We start from the raw sequence: 13,726 nt of genomic DNA on the forward strand, positions 1-13,726 counted from the left end.
CACACCGGCCCGGGAGCTGGACGGCTCCCGGGCCGGCTTGCGGTCAGCGGATCGTGACCAGCTCCCGCAGCGGGACCCGGCTCGCGCCGGCGGTCGCGCTGAGGCTCTTCGCCGCGGCGGCCGTGGGGTCCGGCGCCGGGACGGGCTCGCACTGCTTGTCGGACCGGTTACCAGGCACCCGGGTCGGCAGCGCGCCGGTGTCCAGGTACGCGGCGATGGTGTCGTCGGTGCAGGCGACCCCGTTGAGCGAGCCGGCGTGCGTGGTGCCGCCGACGCCCTCGAGGAGCACCGAGCGCGGGAAGCGCTTGCGGACCTCGAGGCTGCCCGAGTACGGCGTGGCGGCGTCCTTGGTCTCGCTGATCAGCAGGATCGGCGGGACCTTCTTGCCGTTGACCGTGACGGGCTTGCCCGGCTTGGCGCCCCAGTTCAGGCAGGGCGCGTTGTACCAGGCGTTGTTCCAGGTGATGAACGGCGCCTTCGCGTACGTGCGCCAGTTGTCACGCTTCCACTTGGCCCAGCTCTGCGGCCACTTGACGTCGCTGCACTGGGTCGCGAGGTACATGGCGTAGTTGTTGTCGGCGCCGGGCTCGCCCGGGGCGGCGTACTGCGCCTCGAGCGGCTTGGAGTCGCCGTCGTTGACCCACGCCGCGAACGCCTCGGCCACGTCCTGCCAGCCGAACACGTAGTAGCCCGCGGACACGAAGATGTCGTTCCACTCGTCCGGGCCGATGATGCCGCCGGCCGGCTTCTTGCGCAGCTGCTGCAGGGTCGCGTAGTACTTCTTCTTCACGACCTTGGCAGTGGTGCCGAGGTGGTACACGGAGTCGTACTTGGCCACCCACGCGAAGTAGATGTCCATGTTCTTGTCGAACGCCACGTCCTGGTCGAGGTTGGCCGCGTACCAGACGCGCCGCGGGTCGACGTTGCCGTCGAACACCATGCGGCGCACCTTGTCGGGGTGCAGCGTCGCGTAGACCTGGCCGAGGTACGTCCCGTACGAGAAGCCGTAGTAGTTGATCTGCTTGGCGCCGAGCGCCTTGCGGATGCTCTCCATGTCGGCGACGGAGTCGGTGGTCTTGACGTGGTCGAGCAGCGCGCCGCCCGCCCGGTCACAGGCCTTCGCGTAACCCTTGGCCTTGGCCAGCCACGTCTTCTCCAGCGACCTCGTGACCGGCACGTAGTACGGCCGGTTGTAGCCGAAGTACTCGACGTCGCAGCTCAGCGACGGCTGGCTGGAGCCGACGCCGCGCGGGTCGAAGCCGATCCAGTCGTACTTCGTGCCGACGTCGCCGGGCACGTACTCGCCGAGCACCGACAGGGTCAGGCCGGAGCCGCCCGGGCCACCCGGGTTGGTCAGCATGACGCCCTGGTAGTCGGCCGAGGTGTGCTTGATCCGCGAGACGGCAATCTTGATCTTGGTGCCGCCCGGCTTCGCGTAGTCGAGGGGCACGGTCAGCAGGCCGCACTGCGCGCCCCGCGCCTTCAGCCCCGCGCTGGCGCACTCGCCCCAGGAGATGGGCGGCGGGGTGTAGCCGGCACCGGAACCGCTCTGGGCCTGCGCGGTGGACGGGATCACGCCGCCACCGATCGCGAGCCCGACCGCGGCGGCAACGGTGGCCGCCAGAACTCTTCTCATTCCTTGCCTCCACTCGGCCGCCGGCCTCCACACGAGACCAGCGGCTGATGGAGCCTAAACAACCCGGCATGGGAGGGCGCCACCCTCCGAACAGGCCGAAAACCGGACGCCCCGCGGCCGAGGGCGCTACTTCGCGCGCGCCTTGCGAGTCACCTTCGCGTTGGCCTTCTGGATGGCCTCGACCAGCTCGGACTTCTTCATCTTGCTGCGGCCGCCGATGTCGAGCTTCTTGGCCAGGTCCCGCAGGTGCTCCTTGCTGGCGTTCGCGTCGACCCCGCCGGCCGTCTTCGCCTTGGTGTCGCGGCCACCGGCGGCCTTCTTGTCGCTGGGGCCCTTCTTCGCCTTGGGCTCCCAGTGGTCGCCGACCTTCTCGAACGAGTGCTTCACCGCGGCGAGCGCCGTGCGGTGGGCGCGTTCGCCCTCGCCGTACTCCTCGACCGCGGAGTCGTGGGCCTTCACGTACGTGTTCTGGGCCTTCTTCGGCGACCGCTTCAGGGTGCCGGGCATGTCCTTGCGCGCTGGCATGTGAACCTCCGGACGACGATCGGATGTCGTGATCGACGTGCCCGGGCCGCGGCAGCTTCAAACGGCGCCGGCATCAGCGCTGGTAGACGTCGGGGATGTCGTCGCGGTCGCTGTCGACCTGCTCCTCGGCGCAGATCCTGCGGTACGTCCGGTTGCGCAGGCGCAGGACGACCGCGGCGAGCAGGGCCGCGAGCAACGAGCCGGTCAGCACCGCCACCTTCACGTGGTCCTCGCCCTCGCTGCCGACCCCGAACGCGAGCTCGCCGATCAGCAGGGAGACGGTGAACCCGATCCCGCCGAGCACGGCCAGCCCGACGACGTCGATCCAGGCCAGTCCGGCGTCGAGCCGGGCCCGGGTGAAGCGGGCCGTGAGCCAGGTGGCCAGCGTGATCCCGATCGGCTTGCCGACCACCAGCCCGGCCACCACGCCGAGGGCCACCGGGTCGCTGAGCGCGGACGCCAGGCCGCTCGCGCCGCCGATCGCGACGCCGGCCGACATCAGCGCGAAGACGGGGACCGCCAGCCCGGCGGAGATCGGCCGGAACCGGTGCTCGAAGTGCTCGGCCAGGCCGGGACCCTCGCCGGGGCTGCGGCGCACCACCGGCACCGCGAAGCCGAGCAGCACCCCGGCGACGGTGGCGTGCACCCCGGACGCGTGCACGAGCGTCCAGGCGGCGAAGGCCAGCGGCAGCAGCAGCCACCAGGACCGCACCCGCCGCTGCACGAGCACGGTGAACAGGGCGAGGGGGATCAGGGCCGCCAGCAGCGGGAGCACCGCCAGGCCGGAGGTGTAGAACACCGCGATGATGATGATCGCCAGCAGGTCGTCGACCACCGCCAGGGTCAGCAGGAACGTCCGCAGCGCCGCGGGCAGGAAGCGCCCGACGACGGCGAGCACGGCGAGGGCGAACGCGATGTCGGTGGCGGTCGGGATCGCCCAGCCGCGGACGGCACCGCCCCAGTTGACCGCCGTGTAGATCAGCGCGGGCACGATGACGCCGCCCACCGCGGCGGCGACGGGGACCGCCGCGCGGCGCGGGTCGCGCAGGTCGCCGGCGACGAACTCGCGCTTGAGCTCCAGCCCGGCGACGAAGAAGAAGATCGCCAGCAGCCCGTCGGCCGCCCAGGTCGCGAGCGACAGGTCGAGGTGCAGCGCGGACGGGCCCAGCTTGACGCCGCGCAGTGCCTCGTAGCTGTCACCCCACGGCGAGTTGGCCCAGACCAGGGCGATGACGGCGCCGGCGAGCAGGAGCAGCCCGCCGATGGTCTCCTTGCGCAGGACGTCGGCGATGCGGCGAGCCTCGGGCCACGAGCCGCGGCCGAGGACGGCCGGGGTCCGTGAGGGCTCGTTCGGGTTCTGCTGGGGGCCGGCGGCCATGGGAGCTCCGTTTCCGGGGTCGGTCGACTCATCTGCCGACCAGACTTCCCGGCGCACCGCAGCCATCCTATCCACGCGTACGCGGACCGGACCGGCAAGCAGCACCGTGTCGTCCACCGTGGGGCAGTCCGCTGTGTGCCCACAGTCACCCCGTCGTCCGGATTGGGCGGCGGCCGCACGTCGTTGTGCTCTCAGCGGTCGCGATGACCGATCGCCGGCGCGCCATCCGGTCACCCCGGCGGCGCCGAATCCCATCCAGAACTGCCGCGAGGCGAGATCCGCACGCGGAAGGAGAGCTTCTGATGCAGCCCGTTCCCGACGAGGTCCTGCGCGCCGAGGCGCTGTTCGCCTCGCACCTGCAGGCCTCCGACCCGATGAGTACCGAGATCGTGGACGACACCGTCGCCACCGTGCTCCGATGCGACGGTCCGGGCGAGTGCGCCGCGCGGATGGCGTACGAGTTCGGCGAGCACCCGGACACCGCCGTACGGCGCATGCGCTGGGCCCGCCGCACCGTCCGGAGGCTCGAACCGTCCGACAGCGGGTAGCTCCGCTCACCGGCGCTGGGACCGCAGCGCGCGGGCCAGGCGGCGGACGGCCTCGTCCATGAGGCCGGGTGCGGCGGCCGCGTACGTGAGCCGCAGGTGCGGCGCCGGGGGTTCGCCCGCGTACCAGGGCCGGCCGGGGAAGACGATCACACCTTCCGCGGCGGCCGCGGCGGCGAGGGCCACGTCGTCCGTACCGTCCGGCAGCGGGCACCACAGGTGCAGGCCGCCGCGCGGGACCGGACGCGGAACCAGCTCCGGCAGATGCCGGTGCAGCGCCGCGAGCAGCGCCTCCCGCCGGGCCCGCAGCGCCGTACGCAGTCCCCGCCGATGCCGCGACCAGGCCGGCGCGGTGACCAGCTCCAGGGTGGCCTGCTGCAGCGGGCCCGCCACGAAGAAGTCGTCGAGCAGGCGGGCCGCGCGCAGCCGGGCGCCGGCCGGTCCGCGGGCCCCGATCGCAGCGACGCGCAGGCTGGGCGCCGCGGACTTGGTGAGCGACCGCAGGTGCACGACGTGCCCGTCGGGGTCGTCGGCGGCGAGCGGGGGCGGGGCCTCGCCGTCGACGGTGAGGTCCCGGGCGTAGTCGTCCTCGATCAGAAACGCGCCGGCGTCTCGGACGGCGGCGGCCACCGCGGGCCGGCGGCCGGTCGCGAGCGTCGCGCCGGTCGGGTTGGCGTGCAGCGGCTGGCAGTAGAAGAGCCGCGCGCCGGTACGGGCGAACGCCGCCGCGAGCTGGCCGGGCAGCACCCCGTCGGCGTCGGCCGGGACGGGCACCACCCGCAGCCCGGCCGCCCGCGCCGCGGCGAGCGCCCCCAGGTACGTCGGTGACTCGACGAGCACCGTGTCGCCGGGGGCGGCGAGGGCCCGCAGCGCCGACGACAGCGCCGCCTGCCCGCCGGGGCAGATCACGAAGTCCTCGGCGCGCAGGCCGCCCCCGGCCTCGCGGGCGAACCAGGCCCGCAGGTCCTCGCGCCCCTCGGCGGGCCCGCGGTGCCACGACGCGGGCTGCCGCGCGGCCCGGGCCAGCGCCGCACCGAGCGCCGCCGAGGGCTGCAGGTCGGCATCGAGGTAGCCGCCGGAGAGGGCGATGGCACCCGGCCGCGGCAGGGCGAGGAGCGCCTGCATGTCCTCCTCCCCCGGCAGGCGCGGCCCGAGCGCCACGGTCTGCCAGGACAGGTCGGCCGCGCGGGCCTGGTCGGGCCGGGGCGCCACGAACGTGCCCTTGCCGGGTCGCGCCTCGATCAGGCCCTGCGCGGCGAGTTGCCGTACCGCCTCGGCCACGGTGACCGGGGAGGCGTGGTGCCGGGCGGTCAGCTCACGCATCGACGGCAGCCGCGAGCCGGGTTCGGCGGCGGCGGCGAGGGACCTCAGATCTTGGATAACACGATCCGTGGCGCTACCGTTGTCCATGATGAGGAAGAGTAGCGCTACTGCCTCCGGGGCGATAACGGCCGGGGCGCTCGGAGTGCTGGCGTTCAGCATGTCGCTGCCGGCCACCCGGGTCGCCGTGCACGATCTGGACCCGTGGTTCGTGGCCTTCGGCCGGGCCGTCGGGGCGGCGCTGCTCGCGGCGGCGTACCTGGGCGCCACGAACGCGCCGCGACCCAGCCGGAGCCAGTGGCGGCGGCTGGCGGTCGTCGCGCTCGGCGTCGTCGCCGGTTTCCCGCTGTTCACGTCGCTGGCGCTGCACACGCAGACGTCGGCGCACGGCGCGATCGTCGTGGCCGTGCTGCCCGCGATGACGGCGATGTTCGCGGTGCTGCGCGGCGGTGAGCGGCCGCCCGCGCTGTTCTGGGTGGCGAGCCTCGGCGGACTCGTGGCGGTGCTCGCCTTCCTGATCGTCAGCGGCGGCGTGCGCGGCGGCCGGTCGGTCGCGGACCTCTATCTGGTCACGGCGGTGCTGCTCTGCGCGCTCGGGTACGCCGAGGGCGGCTCGCTCGCCCGCGACCTGGGCGGCGCCCGGACGATCTGCTGGGCGCTGCTGCTCTCCCTGCCGGTCACCGTCCCGATCACGCTGGTGGCGGCGGTGGCCCATCCGCCCCGGGCCGGCGCCCCGGCGTGGACGGCGTACGGGTATCTGACCGTGGTCTCGATGTTCCTGGGCTTCTTCGCCTGGTACGCGGGACTGGCCCGGGGCGGGATCGCGCGGGTGGGACAGCTCCAGCTCGCCCAGCCGGTGCTCACGCTGCTGTGGTCGGCGCTCCTGCTCGGCGAGACGGTGACGCCGGCCGCGCTCGGCGTGGCGCTGATCGTGCTGGTCTGCGTGGTGCTGACCCAGCGCAGCCGCACCGCGGGGGTGAATCGGCGTTTTGCGGCGGTTGGCGGGGGAATGCCACGGGCGTGCGACTCCGATGGTTCCTCGCAGCGCTGCTCACGGGCGCTCTGACCGGCTGCACGACGGCTGACGGCACCAGCCCGGCACCGCCGCCGGCATCCCCCACCGCGCAGGCGAAAGCTCCGCAAGGAAAGAGCCAGGAGCCGGAGACAACGCCGGCCGCCCAGGCGGCGGCCACGCCGGCTGTCCTCATCGGCGCCGGCGACATCGCGAGCTGCGACGGCACCGGGGACAGCAGGACCCTCGCCGTCCTGCGGCGCTTCCCCGGCACGGTCTTCACGCTGGGGGACAACGCATACCCGGACGGGAGCCGGTCGAACTTCGCGAAGTGTTACGGGCCGTCGTGGGGCCGGGTGAAGACGCGGACCCGGCCCGTCGTGGGCAACCACGAGTACCACAGCAGCCGGACCGCGACGCCGTACTTCGACTACTTCGGCGCCGCCGCCGGGCCGCGGGGCAAGGGCTATTACTCGTACGAGGCCGGCGCCTGGCACGTGGTCGTGCTCAACACCACCTGTTCGTCGGTTCCCGGCGGGTGCGGACGCGGCTCGGCGCAGGAGCGCTGGCTGCGGGCCGACCTCGCCGCGCACAAGACGGCGTGCACGGTCGCGATGGTGCACCACCCGTTGTTCACGTCCGCCGCCACCCATCCCCCGGCCACCGAGACCCGCCCCCTGGTCCAGGCCCTGTACGACGCCCGCGTGGAACTGCTGCTGGCGGGCCACAACCACGTGTACGAGCGGTTCGCCCCGCAGACCCCGGGCGGCCGCCGCGACACCGCGCGCGGGATCCGGGAGTTCGTGGTGGGCACCGGCGGCGCGGCGCTGTACCCGTTCGGCAAGACAGCGGCCAACAGCGAGCGCCGCGACCACAAGACGTTCGGCGTGCTGCGGCTGACCCTGCGCCCGGGCTGGTACCGCTGGGACTTCCTGCACGCGGCCGGCGGCTCGTTCACGGATTCCGGCACCGGAACCTGCCACTGAGCCAGGTGGGCGACACGCAGTGACCCGCGCGAGGGCGAAACAGTTCTGACATCTCGTTGTCATGGGAGCGCTCCCATGTAACGATGAGCGTCACTGCACCGCCACCCCTCGTGAGGAGCGCGATCGTGCGTGCCCTGCTCGCCGGCCTGGCCGCCGCCACCATGGTCGCGGCCGGATTCGCGGCCGCCCCGGAACCCCGCACCGCTGCGGCGGCCGTCCTGCCGTACCAGGACCCCACCCTGCCGGTCGCCCAGCGCGTCACCGACCTGCTGGGCCGGATGACGCTCGACGACAAGGTCGGCCAGATGGTCCAGGCCGAACGCGCGGTGGTCTCGCCCGGTGACCTGACCACGTACCGGCTGGGCTCGGTGCTCTCCGGCGGCGGCTCCGCGCCCACGCCGAACAGCGCGGCCGGCTGGGCCGACCTCTACGACTCGCTGCAGCGCGGCGCGCTCGCCACGCCCCTGCAGATCCCGATGATCTACGGGATCGACGCGGTGCACGGCAACAACAATGTGGCCGGCGCGACGATCTTCCCGCACAACATCGGCCTCGGCGCGACCCGCGACCCCGAGCTCGTCGAGCGCATCGGCCGGGCCACCGCCGAGGAGGTCACCGGCGCCGGGCAGGACTGGACCTTCGCGCCCTGCGTGTGCGTGGCCCGCAACGACCGCTGGGGCCGCACGTACGAGTCGTACGGCGAGAAGCCCGACCTCGTCTCCTCGATGACCACCGTGATCGACGGCCTGCAGGGCGACCGGCTCGACGGGCCGGCGTCCGTGCTGGCCACCGCCAAGCACTACGTCGGCGACGGCGGCACCACCAACGGCGTCGACCAGGGCGACACCCAGCTCAGCGAGGCCGAGCTGCGCGCGATCCACCTGCCGCCGTTCGCCGAGGCGGTCCGGCGCGGCGTCGGCTCGATCATGATCTCGTTCTCCAGCTTCAACGGCGCCAAGCTGCACGGCCACAAGTACCTGATCACCGACGTGCTCAAGGGCGAGCTCGGGTTCACCGGTTTCACCGTCTCCGACTGGGCGGCGGTCGACCAGCTCGACGGGCGTACCGGCTTCACCCAGGCCGAGGTGGTCACCGCGGTCAACGCCGGGCTCGACATGCTCATGGTGCCGGTCGACTGGAAGACGTTCGTCGGCTACCTGCGCGCGGCCGTGCAGTCCGGCCAGATCCCGACGTCGCGCATCGACGACGCGAACCGCCGGATCCTCACGAAGAAGTTCGAGCTGGGGCTCTTCGAGCATCCGTACGCCGACCGCACGTACGCCTCGACGATCGGCAGCGCCGCGCACCGCACCCTGGCCCGGCAGGCCGTCCGCGAGTCCCAGGTGCTGCTGAAGAACCAGGGCGGCGTGCTGCCGCTGGCCAAGGCGGGCGGGAAGCTGTTCGTGGCCGGCAAGAGCGCGGACGACCTGGGCAACCAGAGCGGCGGCTGGACGCTGACCTGGCAGGGCGCGAGCGGCAACACGATCACCGGCACGTCGATCCTGCAGGGCATCCGCTCGGCCGTCGGCTCGCAGTCCACGGTCACCTACAGCCGCGACGGCTCGGGCATCGACGGCACGTACCGGGCGGCGATCGCGGTGGTCGGCGAGACGCCGTACGCCGAGGGCCAGGGCGACCGGACCGGCTCGCTGGGGCTCGACAGCACCGACCTCGCCACGCTGTCGCGGCTGCGCGCCTCGGGCGTACCCGTGATCGTGGTCCTGGTCTCCGGACGCCCGCTGGACATCGCCTCGGAGCTGGGGAACTGGAACGCGCTGCTGGCAGCGTGGCTGCCGGGCAGCGAGGGCGCCGGGGTGTCCGATGTGCTCTTCGGCGACTACGCGCCCACCGGCAAGCTGCCGATGACGTGGATGCAGTCGGCGAGCCAGCAGCCGCTCAACGACGGGGACGGCAAGACGCCGCTGTTCGCGTACGGGTACGGGCTGACCTACGACGGCACCACCCCGCCGCCGCCCCCGCCGACCGGCACCGGCTCCTGCCGCGTCTCCTACGCGACCGACGACTGGAGCACCGGCTTCACCGCCAACGTCTCGGTCACCAACACCGGCACCACCGCGCTGAACCCCTGGTCCCTGCAGTGGACCTACAGCGGCGGCCAGAAGGTGACGCAGTCGTGGTCGGCGCGGGTCACGCAGTCCGGCACCGCCGTCACCGCGGTCGGTGAGACCTGGAACGCCTCGCTGGCGCCGGGCGCGACCACCACCTTCGGCTTCAGCGGAAGCCTCACCGGCAGCAACCCCCGTCCCGCTTCCTTCTCCCTCAACGGCCTCGCCTGCCAGGCGAGCTGACCCCCACGGAAAACGGAGTCCGCATGGTCCGCAAGAAACTCGCCGCCATCCTCTCGGCCGCCGCTCTGGTGGCCGGCGGCCTGGCCGTGACCGCGTCGTCCGCCTCGGCGGCCGGCACGGGCACCGGCTACCTGCACACCGACGGCAACAAGATCGTCGACAGCACCGGTACGACGGTCCGCATCACGGGCATCAACTGGTTCGGCATGGAGACCGACAACAAGACCTTCCACGGTCTGTGGTCGAGCAACCCGTGGCGCTCGCAGCTCGACACCATGGCCCGGCTCGGCTACAACACGCTGCGCGTCCCCTTCTCCGACGACGCGCTCAAGGCGGGTGCCACCGCGACCGGCATCAACGACTTCACCAACCCCGACCTGGTCGGCCTGTCGCCCCTGCAGATCCTCGACAAGGTCATCGCGTACGCCGGCAGCAAGGGCATGCGCATCATCCTCGACCGGCACCGCCCGACCGCCGCCGGCCAGACCGCGCTCTGGTACACCTCGGGCGTGCCCGAGTCGACCTGGATCAGCAACTGGCAGATGCTCGCCCGCCGGTACGCCGGCAACACCACGGTGATCGGCGCTGACCTGCACAACGAGCCGCACGCGGAGGGCACCAACCCGGCCGCCACCGGCTCCTGCTGGGGCTGCGGCGACACGGCCCGCGACTGGCGGCTCGCGGCCGAGCGCGCCGGCAACGCGATCCTCTCGGTGCAGCCGAACTGGCTGATCTTCGTGGAGGGCGTCAGCTGCCCCAGCGGCGGGCTGTCGAACGTCTGGGACAACGACACCAGCAACGACGAGGACTGCGGCTGGTGGGGCGGCAACCTCTCCAAGGCCGGCCAGTTCCCGGTACGCCTCAACGTGGCCAACCGGCTCGTCTACAGCCCGCACGAGTACGCCACCTCGGTGTACCGGCAGGCCTGGTTCGACGACCCGTCGTTCCCGAACAATCTCCCGGGCATCTGGGACCACTACTGGGGCTACCTCTACAAGCAGAACATCGCCCCGATCATGATAGGCGAGTTCGGCAGCACCCTGCAGAACCCCGAGGACAAGGTGTGGCTCGAGAAGCTGATGGCGTACACGGGCACGGGCGTCAACGGCATGTCGTTCACGTACTGGTCGTGGAACCCGAACTCGGGTGACACCGGCGGCATCGCGCTCGACGACTGGACGAACATCAACACGGCCAAGCAGGCGATCCTGCAGCCGTACCTCATCGCGCCGGTGGGTGGCGGCACCAGCACCCCGCCGTCCGGTGACCCGTCCACGCCGCCGGTGCCCACGGGCGGGTGCACGGCGACGTACAAGCAGGACAACTCCTGGCAGGGTGGCTTCCAGGGCTCGCTGACGGTGAAGAACACCGGCACCGCGGCGGCCAACCCGTGGTCGGTCACCTGGACCTGGCCGTCCGGCGTGACGCTGGGCAGCGGCTGGAACGCGACGGTCACCCAGTCCGGCACCACGGTCACGGCGGTGGGCCCGGGGCACGCCCCGTCGCTGGCCGCCGGGGCGTCGGTGACGATCGGCTTCACCGCCAACGGCACGGCCAGCCCGCCGGCGTCGGTCAAGCTCGGCTCGGCCGTCTGCTCCTGATCCGACCCGCGGTGTGCCCCTCCATCGGTTGCGGAGGGGCACACCGCGGCACCGCGCCCCGGGGGCGGCGCCCGGCCGCCGCAGCGGGACCCCCCCCCCCACCCCTGCAGGTCGTCGGAGACCCCGGCCAGTTCCCCGGCGGCGCGCCGGGACTCGGTGACCGACTCGGTGGTGGCCCGGGCCAGCTCCGCCACGCTGCCGATGTTCGCAGCGATCTGGCTGGAGCCCGAGGCCGCCTCGGTGACGCTGCGGTTCATCTCGTGGGTGGTCGCCGTCTGCTGCTCCACCGCCGAGGCGATCGTGGTCTGGTAGTCGTTGATCCGGGCGATCACCTCGGCGACCTCCTGGATCGCGCTGATCGCACCGGTCGTGTCGGCCTGGATGGCCTCGACCCGGCGGGAGATGTCCTCGGTGGCGCGGGCGGTCTCCTGCGACAGTTCCTTGACCTCACCGGCGACGACGGCGAAGCCCTTGCCGGACTCACCGGCGCGGGCGGCCTCGATGGTGGCGTTGAGGGCCAGCAGGTTCGTCTGCCCGGCGATCGCGGTGATCGAGCGTACGACGTCGCCGATCCGCTCGCTGGACTGCCCGAGCCGGGCGAGCGTGCCGGCCGTCGTCTCCACCGCGGTGACCGCCCGGGCGGCCACGGTCGCGGCCTCATGGGCGTTGTGGGAGATCTCCCGGATCGAGGAGCCCATCTGCTCGGCGCCGGCCGCGACGGTGCCGACGTTGCGGGAGACCTCGTCGGCGGCGGAGGACACGACCCCGGCCTGGACCGAGGATTCCTCCGCGCCACCCTCGATGTCCGCCGACAGGCTGACGACCCGGGTGCTGGCGGACGCGAGCCGCTCGACGCTGCGGGCGACGCCGGTCATGACCCCGCCGACGGCATCGAGCGCGGTGTTCAGCGACCGGCTCATACCGGCGATCTCGTCCCGGCCGGTGACCCGCACCCTCCGGGTCAGGTCGCCCTCGGCCACGGACCGCAGGACGTCACCGGCCTGGCCGATGGGGCGGGTGATGCTGCGGGTCGTCCACCACGCCACGCCGACCGCGATGGCGATGGCCGCCGCGCACAGCAGCAGCATGACCGTCAGGAAGCCCTGCGCGATGCCGCGGGTGTCACGGGTCTTGGCCTGGTTCATCGACTCCTCGAGGTCGATGAAGACGTTGACCACCCGGAGCCATTCGACGAAGGAGGCGCGGGCCTGGCCGGTCAGCACGCTCAGCGCGCCCTTGAGGTCACCGGCCTGCCGCCGGGCGATGATCTGGTCGATCATCGGCAGCGTCGCCGCCTGAACCTTCTTGATGTCGGCGAGGGCCGCCCGTTCCTGGCCGGTGACGCTCGCGCCGGGGCCGAACATGGCGTCCATCTTGGTGGCGGACTCGTCGTACCGCGTGGTCAGCACCCGGATCAGGTCGATCTCCGTCTGCACCTGGGCGCCGGTCTCGGCCAGCACGATGTCCCGTACGGCGATGGCCCGGTCGTGCACACTGCCCCGGAAGTTGATCGCGTACCGCTGCTTCACCGCATTGAGGTCGTTGATGACCGTGAGGTTGGCATTGATCCTGCGGACCTCGACGATTCCCACCGACACGAGCACGACCATGCTGAGTACGACCACCAGGAAACCGGCGCCCAGGCGGCGACCGACGGTGAAACCCGAAAAGCTCACGAATGTACCCCCGCAGACTCGCGATCCCGATCGACGTGATCGTCGCCCGTATGGTCGGCCGGGGAGGTCGACTTCCGAGATTTTCTGCAGCGGGAGCCGCGGGTCCGCGCCGTTTCCGGGCGGCCGCGTTCCGGGGACGGCCCCCGTCAGCCTTCGGCGAAGAACCGGTCGGCGAACGCCTCCCACTGCGCCAGGAAGTCGATCTCCGGGTCGCGCAGCCAGTTGAGCTGCAGGCCGTCGAGGAACGCGAGCAGTTCCACCGCCGCTCCACCGGGCCACGGATGCCAGGCGAACATCTCGCGCTCGAGCCGGTCCCGGCTGGTCCGCAGGCGCCGCCGGAAATAGTCGTGCGCCGGGTGCGCCGGGTCCAGCGCCTCCGCGCTGAGCACCGTGTAGAGCTTGACGACCGACTCCTGTCCGAGGTTGCGGCGCACCAGGCGGGTCAGCGCGGCCCGGGCCGTCGCCGCGTCCGGCGCCGGGTCCGCGTCCCCCATGACGGCGGCGATGTCGAGCTCGTCGCGGCGTTCCAGCACGCCGACGAGCACGTGCTCCTTGGACGGGAAGTGGTGCAGCAGCCCCGCCTTCGTCATGCCGCACGCCGCGGCGAACGCACCCAGCGAGACCCCGTTGAAGCCGGACACGGCGATCAGCTCGGTCGCGGCGGCGAGGATCTCCTCGCGGCGCTCGGCAGGCGGGAGGCGGCGGCGTCCGGACGCGGTCACGTTTCCCTCCAGGGGT

10 protein-coding genes and 1 pseudogene are annotated in these 13,726 nt (G+C 72.4%); 5 read left to right on the forward strand and 6 right to left on the reverse strand.

Features of this window, described 5'->3' with window-relative positions; all coding sequences use genetic code 11:
• Positions 1 to 43 precede the first annotated feature (43 nt).
• The 3 genes from IT780_RS16580 to nhaA all read right to left on the reverse strand — a co-directional run bounded on the left by IT780_RS16580 (position 44) and on the right by nhaA (position 3,539).
• Entirely contained in the window at positions 44 to 1,636 is a 1,593-nt protein-coding gene (locus IT780_RS16580) for an alpha/beta hydrolase (RefSeq protein ID WP_199512460.1), read from the reverse strand.
• A 126-nt stretch (positions 1,637 to 1,762) separates the two neighbouring features.
• Positions 1,763 to 2,161 carry a ChaB family protein gene (locus tag IT780_RS16585; protein ID WP_199512461.1) on the reverse strand — a complete coding sequence of 133 codons (399 nt, stop codon included), beginning with the start codon at positions 2,159 to 2,161 and terminating at the stop codon, positions 1,763 to 1,765.
• Positions 2,162 to 2,234: 73 nt separating this feature from the next.
• A complete protein-coding gene (gene nhaA, locus IT780_RS16590; protein ID WP_199512462.1) occupies positions 2,235 to 3,539 on the reverse strand; it encodes a Na+/H+ antiporter NhaA in 1,305 nt (434 codons plus the stop codon).
• A gap of 302 nt (positions 3,540 to 3,841) precedes the next feature.
• On the opposite strand from nhaA, the gene IT780_RS16595 reads away from it, so the two are divergent.
• On the forward strand, positions 3,842 to 4,087 hold the full coding sequence (locus IT780_RS16595) for a hypothetical protein (RefSeq protein WP_199512463.1): 246 nt from the start codon (positions 3,842 to 3,844) through the stop codon (positions 4,085 to 4,087).
• Positions 4,088 to 4,093: 6 nt separating this feature from the next.
• Here IT780_RS16595 and IT780_RS16600 read toward each other — a convergent pair whose 3' ends face one another.
• Positions 4,094 to 5,494: an aminotransferase-like domain-containing protein gene (locus tag IT780_RS16600; RefSeq protein WP_199512464.1), complete on the reverse strand. Its 1,401-nt coding sequence runs from the start codon at positions 5,492 to 5,494 to the stop codon at positions 4,094 to 4,096.
• 1 nt (position 5,495) lies between these two features.
• Here IT780_RS16600 and IT780_RS16605 point away from each other — a divergent pair, with 1 nt between their 5' ends.
• From IT780_RS16605 to IT780_RS41895, 4 genes are all read left to right on the forward strand, one after another.
• Positions 5,496 to 6,470: a DMT family transporter gene (locus IT780_RS16605; protein WP_233412972.1), complete on the forward strand. Its 975-nt coding sequence runs from the start codon at positions 5,496 to 5,498 to the stop codon at positions 6,468 to 6,470.
• A complete protein-coding gene (locus IT780_RS16610) occupies positions 6,425 to 7,402 on the forward strand; it encodes a metallophosphoesterase family protein (protein WP_199512466.1) in 978 nt (325 codons plus the stop codon). The genes IT780_RS16605 and IT780_RS16610 overlap by 46 nt, the downstream gene beginning before the upstream one ends.
• 125 nt (positions 7,403 to 7,527) lie before the next feature.
• The gene (locus IT780_RS16615; RefSeq protein ID WP_307831223.1) at positions 7,528 to 9,711 is read left to right on the forward strand and encodes a glycoside hydrolase family 3 N-terminal domain-containing protein; all 2,184 of its coding nucleotides are present in this window, start codon (positions 7,528 to 7,530) and stop codon (positions 9,709 to 9,711) included.
• Positions 9,712 to 9,734: 23 nt separating this feature from the next.
• Positions 9,735 to 11,312: a cellulase family glycosylhydrolase gene (locus IT780_RS41895; RefSeq protein ID WP_233412973.1), complete on the forward strand. Its 1,578-nt coding sequence runs from the start codon at positions 9,735 to 9,737 to the stop codon at positions 11,310 to 11,312.
• A gap of 197 nt (positions 11,313 to 11,509) precedes the next feature.
• On the opposite strand, the pseudogene IT780_RS41900 reads toward IT780_RS41895, so the two are convergent.
• Both IT780_RS41900 and IT780_RS16625 read right to left on the reverse strand, forming a co-directional pair.
• A pseudogene (locus IT780_RS41900) lies at positions 11,510 to 13,174 on the reverse strand (methyl-accepting chemotaxis protein); the annotation flags it as partial.
• A complete protein-coding gene (locus IT780_RS16625) occupies positions 13,135 to 13,710 on the reverse strand; it encodes a TetR/AcrR family transcriptional regulator (RefSeq protein WP_199512468.1) in 576 nt (191 codons plus the stop codon). The gene IT780_RS16625 and the pseudogene IT780_RS41900, both read right to left, overlap by 40 nt.
• Between the last annotated feature and the right edge of the window lie 16 nt (positions 13,711 to 13,726).

Origin of the sequence: Nucisporomicrobium flavum, from assembly GCF_016464385.1 — a bacterium.
GTDB classification, from domain to species: Bacteria; Actinomycetota; Actinomycetes; order Mycobacteriales; family Micromonosporaceae; genus Actinoplanes; species Actinoplanes flavus_A.

What these genes read in the sequence shown, in the direction of transcription:
- IT780_RS16580 (WP_199512460.1), bottom strand. Translation starts at nt 1,636, where the DNA reads ATGAGAAGAGTTCTGGCGGCCACCGTTGCCGCCGCGGTCGGGCTCGCG.
- IT780_RS16585 (WP_199512461.1), bottom strand. Translation starts at nt 2,161, where the DNA reads ATGCCAGCGCGCAAGGACATGCCCGGCACCCTGAAGCGGTCGCCGAAG.
- nhaA (WP_199512462.1), bottom strand. Translation starts at nt 3,539, where the DNA reads ATGGCCGCCGGCCCCCAGCAGAACCCGAACGAGCCCTCACGGACCCCG.
- IT780_RS16595 (WP_199512463.1), top strand. Translation starts at nt 3,842, where the DNA reads ATGCAGCCCGTTCCCGACGAGGTCCTGCGCGCCGAGGCGCTGTTCGCC.
- IT780_RS16600 (WP_199512464.1), bottom strand. Translation starts at nt 5,494, where the DNA reads ATGGACAACGGTAGCGCCACGGATCGTGTTATCCAAGATCTGAGGTCC.
- IT780_RS16605 (WP_233412972.1), top strand. Translation starts at nt 5,496, where the DNA reads ATGAGGAAGAGTAGCGCTACTGCCTCCGGGGCGATAACGGCCGGGGCG.
- IT780_RS41895 (WP_233412973.1), top strand. Translation starts at nt 9,735, where the DNA reads ATGGTCCGCAAGAAACTCGCCGCCATCCTCTCGGCCGCCGCTCTGGTG.